At 72.6% G+C, this 5072-nt stretch carries 5 protein-coding genes; 1 reads left to right on the top strand and 4 read right to left on the bottom strand.

All coding sequences use genetic code 11. The features are described from left to right. Positions 1-143: 143 nt before the first annotated feature. Genes ACFVIU_RS18330 through afsQ1 form a run of 3 tightly spaced genes read right to left on the bottom strand, consistent with a single transcriptional unit; the run spans position 144 to position 3039 of the window. On the bottom strand, positions 144-749 hold the full coding sequence (locus tag ACFVIU_RS18330) for a hypothetical protein (RefSeq protein ID WP_385843557.1): 606 nt from the start codon (positions 747-749) through the stop codon (positions 144-146). Continuing rightward, positions 746-2365 carry an ATP-binding protein gene (locus ACFVIU_RS18325; protein ID WP_385843556.1) on the bottom strand — a complete coding sequence of 540 codons (1620 nt, stop codon included), beginning with the start codon at positions 2363-2365 and terminating at the stop codon, positions 746-748. The genes ACFVIU_RS18330 and ACFVIU_RS18325 overlap by 4 nt, the downstream gene beginning before the upstream one ends. Beyond that, positions 2362-3039 carry a two-component system response regulator AfsQ1 gene (afsQ1, locus tag ACFVIU_RS18320; protein ID WP_199272809.1) on the bottom strand — a complete coding sequence of 226 codons (678 nt, stop codon included), beginning with the start codon at positions 3037-3039 and terminating at the stop codon, positions 2362-2364. Before afsQ1 ends, ACFVIU_RS18325 begins: the two co-directional genes overlap by 4 nt. 215 nt (positions 3040-3254) lie before the next feature. On the opposite strand from afsQ1, the gene ACFVIU_RS18315 reads away from it, so the two are divergent. Next, entirely contained in the window at positions 3255-3995 is a 741-nt protein-coding gene (locus ACFVIU_RS18315) for a SigE family RNA polymerase sigma factor (protein ID WP_385843554.1), read from the top strand. A gap of 167 nt (positions 3996-4162) precedes the next feature. Here the strand turns inward: ACFVIU_RS18315 and ACFVIU_RS18310 are convergent, their stop codons facing one another. Beyond that, positions 4163-4765, bottom strand: a complete 603-nt coding sequence (locus tag ACFVIU_RS18310) for a uridine kinase (RefSeq protein WP_385843576.1) — start codon at positions 4763-4765, stop codon at positions 4163-4165. Between the last annotated feature and the right edge of the window lie 307 nt (positions 4766-5072).

The raw sequence follows: 5072 nt of genomic DNA, 5'->3' as shown, positions 1-5072 counted from the left end.
CCCGCGGGCTGTGCTGGGCCCGACCGCAGCGACCTACTCCCGGACGCCCACCAGGACGAGTGCCGAGCATGCCCCCCGTCCGGGGATGGCGCGGCTCTTCCGTTTCGGCGGTCGGTCGGGCGGCGCGTGCGCGAGCAGGCGCGTCAGGACTTCCCCGTCACCCTGCTCGTCGGCGGCTGTTCGCTGCCCGGGTGGTTGCGCACCGGGTCGGTGCACTCGTAGCGGCTCGGCGGCGCGGGGGCCGGGCCCGCCAGGATGACCGATCCGTCGCCCTCCGTCGCCGCCGAGTCGGACAGCGTGCACACCAGCTGGGCCAGGGCGTAGGAGGTGAGCCGGCTCGGGGCGGTGCTCAGCCGGAGCGCGTCCTCGGGGTCCCGCGGGCCGGGCCCGGACACGCTCAGCCCGCCCGGCACATACGTCGTGTAGCCCGCGGAGCGCTCCGCGGCGGACGGCGAGGCCGCGAGCTGGTCCAGCAGGCCCTGGGCCACGATCACCCGGCGCTTGGCGTCCGGCGTGCCCTCGGGGACGGGCACCGTGCGGTCGACGGCCACCAGGGACGCGCCGCACAGCAGGAAGACCTGCACGGGCACGCCGTGCGCGGTCTGCGTGGACCGGTCCGGCCCGGCCAGCGAGCACGGCACCCGCGAGGGCGCCGCGCCGAAGTCGGTCGGCACCTCCGTGGCGCGGATGCCGCAGCCGGTGAGCAGCGCGCCCAGGAGGGGCAGCGCCAGCAGGCGTCGTACGGTCATGACCCCTCCTTTCCGGAACCGGAATCGTCCGTGTCGGCCGTCGTGCTCTTCTTGCTGTCGTCGGGTTTCTGCTGCGGCTCGTCCGCCGGCTGCTCGGTCAGCTGCGAGGCGTCCCGCGGCAGCCGCAGGGTGAACACCGCGCCGCCCTCGGGCGAGTTGGCGGCCGTGATCCCGCCGCCGTGGATGTGGGCGTTCTCCAGGGCGATGGACAGGCCGAGCCCGCTGCCCTCCGAGCGGGGCCGGGAGGCGCTCGCCTTGTAGAAGCGGTCGAAGACGTGCGGCAGGACGTCCTCGGGGATGCCGGGGCCGTGGTCGCGGACCTGGATCACCACCGAGTCGTCCGACTCCCGCACCGAGACCCGGACCGGCGACCCGCCGTGCTTGAGCGCGTTGCCGATCAGGTTGGCGAGGATGACGTCCAGGCGGCGCGGGTCGAGCAGGGCGTGGATGCCCCGCTCGGCGTCCAGCTCGACGGCGTCCAGCCAGGCGCGGGCGTCGATGCAGGCGGTGATCTGGTCGGCGACGTCGACGTCGTCCAGGACCAGCCGGGCGGTGCCCGCGTCGAAGCGGGTGACCTCCATCAGGTTCTCGACCAGGTTGTTCAGCCGCCGGGTCTCGCTCACCACCAGCCGCACCGCCGGTTCGATCATCGGGTCGATGCTCCCGGACTCGAACTCCAGCTCCTCCTCCAGCACCTCCGTGACGGCGGTGATGGCGGTCAGCGGCGTCCGCAGCTCGTGGCTCATGTCGGCGACGAACCGGCGGGACGCCTCGTCCCGCGCGGCCATCTCCGCGACCCGCTGCTCCAGGGCCTCGGCCGCGTTGTTGAACGTCCGGGAGAGGTCCGCGAGTTCGTCGGTGCCGGACACCCGCAGCCGGGTGTCGAGCTTGCCCTCGCCCAGCCGCCGGGCGGCGACACCGAGCCGGTGCACCGGCTTCAGCACGGTCGTGGCGGCGGCCTGCGCGAGCAGCGCGGCGCCGATCAGCGCGAGCCCGGTGGCGATGCCCAGCGACCAGGCCAGCGAGTTGAGGTCCTTCGCCTCCGGCTCCAGGGACTTCGCCATGTAACCGGTCGGCCCGCCGCCGAGCACCCGGGTACCGGCCACCAGATAGGGCGTGCCGTGGTCCACGACCCGCTGCCAGTACAGGTGGTACGGCTCCTTGTTGGTGCCGGTGACCTGCTGCCGCTTGTTCACCGCGGCGCGCAGCGTCTTCGGCACGTCCTCCAGCGAGAAGCCGTTGATGCCGCCCGAGTTGCCGTACACCGTACGGCCGTCGGTGTCCTGGCCGACCAGCAGCACGCTGAAGTGCTGGCTGCTCGCGGCCATCTGGCCCGCCGCGCGCTGGAGTTCGTCCTGGGTGGGGTGCGCGGGCAGGGCGCCCGCGCGGTTCTGCATCTCCTGCCGGAAGTCGCGCAGCACCGCGTCCTGGGCGCGGGTGAGCACGGCTTCCCGGTTGAGCCAGTAGGCGATGCCGGACGCCGACACGGCGGCCGTGAGCGCCACCAGCCCGAACACGACGACCAGTCGCAGCCTGAGGCTGGTGAACCGCAGCCGCGACAGATTCCCCTTGCGCCCCGCGGCCCAGCCGCGCAGCCCCCCTCGCGTATCGGTCACTGAGGCGAGTCCAGGCGGTAGCCGACACCACGGACGGTACGGATCAGGGTCGGTGACGACGGCACGTCCTCGACCTTGGCGCGCAGCCGCTGGACACACGCGTCCACCAGCCGGGAGTCACCGAGGTAGTCGTGCTCCCAGACCAGCCGCAGCAGCTGCTGGCGGGAGAGCGCCTGACCGGGCCGCCGGCTCAGTTCGAGCAGCAGCCGCAGCTCGGTCGGGGTCAGCTGGAGGTCCTCGCCGTTCTTCGTCACGGTCATCGCCGACCGGTCGATGACCAGGTTGCCGAAGGTCGCCGAGTCGCTGGACTCCCGTTCCCCGCGCCGCAGCACGGCCCGGATCCGGGCGTCCAGCACCCGGCCCTGGACCGGCTTGACGACATAGTCGTCGGCCCCGGACTCCAGCCCGACCACGACGTCGATGTCGTCGCTCCGCGCGGTCAGCAGGATGATGGGCAGCTGGTCGGTGCGCCGGATGCGCCGGCACACCTCGAACCCGTCGATGCCGGGCAGCATCACATCCAGCACGATCAGGTCCGGCCGCTGCTCGCGCAGCAGCTTCAGACCGTCCTCACCGCTGGCGGCGGTCGCGACCCGGTGTCCCTGGCGCGTCAGGGAGAGCTCCAGGGCCGTACGGATGGCGTCGTCGTCCTCGATCAGCAACAGGGAAGGCACGGGCTCATTCTGGCCCATGGACGGCCGGTCGTACGACCTGCGGGCGTCATGCCCTCGCCTTTCGTTCCCGCGCGGACCCCTGTGACAGGTCTGTGACAGTCGGCGGACACGGCCATGAAGTCGCCCCGGCAGTCTTTTGGGCACGGGCCGGACGGGGGAGCCACAACCGGCCCGGCAAGACCGAGTCGCCGGAAGTCCACGACGGGGAGCGCGAGATGAACACGCTGCACAGCATCAGCACCAGCGCAGTGGTCACGCGTCTGCACGACGTGCACCGGGGATCCGAGAAGTCCGGTGCCGTGAGCGGGCGGGGGTGCGCTCGCGGCACCGGGCGTCAGCACACCGCCTTCATGACGGTGATCGACGCCCGCACGGGGGCGGCACACGGGGGAACCGCGTACAGGGAGGACTCGGGGGAGCAGCGACGTTCGCTGACCGAGGCGGAGTTCACCGCCTACGTCCAGGAGCGCCGCGCCTCCCTGTACGCCACCGCCTACCACCTGACCGGCGACCGCTTCGAGGCCGAGGACCTGCTCCAGAGCGCGCTGTTCTCGACGTACAAGGCGTGGGACCGGATCAGCGACAAGGCGGCCGTCGGGGGCTATCTGCGACGGACAATGACGAACCTGCACATCAGCGCGTGGCGCCGCCGCAAGCTGAACGAGTACCCGACCGAGGAGCTGCCGGAGACGCCCGGCGAGACGGACGCGATGCGCGGCACCGAGCTGCGCGCGGTCCTCTGGCAGGCGCTGGCCCGGCTGCCCGAGCTCCAGCGCACCATGCTGGTCCTGCGCTACTACGAGGGCCGCACGGACCCGGAGATCGCGGAGATCCTCGGCATCAGCGTCGGCACGGTGAAGTCCAGCATCTGGCGGTCGCTCCGCCGGCTGCGCGAGGACGAGGTCCTCAGCTTCGGCCGTGACGAGGAGAACGCCTTCGGCGAGCTGGTCGCCTGAAGGACGGGGGTCACTGGGGGGTGACCTCGGGGGGGGACACGGGGGAAAACGGGGGAACCACCGGGGGGTGGATCCACGGGGGATCACGGGGGAAAGAGGAACGGGACTGGCGGGCCGTAGGCCTGACCGGTCCCGCTTCCGTTTTCCCGGGGCCTATTTCCCGGGGCCTACGCCACCGGCTGTTGCCGTGCGGGCCGTCCGTCGCCCGCCGCCGCCAGCCGGTCCAGTGCCTCGTCCCGGTCGCAGGGGTACGCGCCGAGGGACACCTGCCGGGCGATGATCGACCGCTCCGCGCGCATCAGCCGCCAGCCGCGGCGCAGCAGGAACGGCACCGACTTGCGGCCCTCCCGCAGATCCCGCAGGAAGCGCCGCCGGAAGGTGGTGACCGATCCGCGGGTCAGGCACAGCGCGTCGGCGAGCAGACCCAGGTCCCGGCACCGCTCGACGATCTCCGCGGCGAAGATGCCCTCCGCGATGAACAGCGGGGTACGGCCGATGTCCAGCGTCTTCTCACCGGTGCGGGCGCTCAGCGAGATGTCGTACACCGGGACCGGTGTGGCGCCCGTGGTGCACAGCCGGGTGATGGCCTCGATGGCGACGTCCGCGTCCCAGGACTCCGGGTGGTCCCAGTCGATGTCGGAACTCCCGTCCACCAGCGGCAGAGTCGGGTCGTCACCTTCCTTGTAGAAGTCGTCCAGGCGCAGGACGGGAAGCCCGGAGCGGGCGGCGACGAGGGACTTGCCCGAGCCCGAGGGGCCGCACAGCAGCACGACACGGGCGGGGGACGGGGGATGAATGCTCACGGAACACCAGTTTGACGCATGGCGGGCCGCCTGCCGACCCCGCGGGTCGGCTTTTGAGCGTGACTCCCGCCTCAACTACCCTACGTGTCGACGTCCTTACCCTGCGCACCAGAAGGTGGCACCAGCGATGGCCCCACACTCCCCCTCCCAGCACCCCACCACGCGGCGCGCCCTGGTCGCCCTCGCGACCGCGGGGGCGGCCCTGGGCGCGGGGGGGGCGCCCCCCCCCCCCCCCCCCCCCCCCCCCCCGCGAGCGGGTGCGCGGGGGGGCGCG

This window comes from Streptomyces sp. NPDC127190 (assembly GCF_042672505.1).
Classification (GTDB): domain Bacteria; phylum Actinomycetota; class Actinomycetes; order Streptomycetales; family Streptomycetaceae; genus Streptomyces.
The sequence above is the reverse complement of the archived record's forward strand: the minus strand, read 5'-3'. Positions and strand labels throughout refer to the sequence as shown.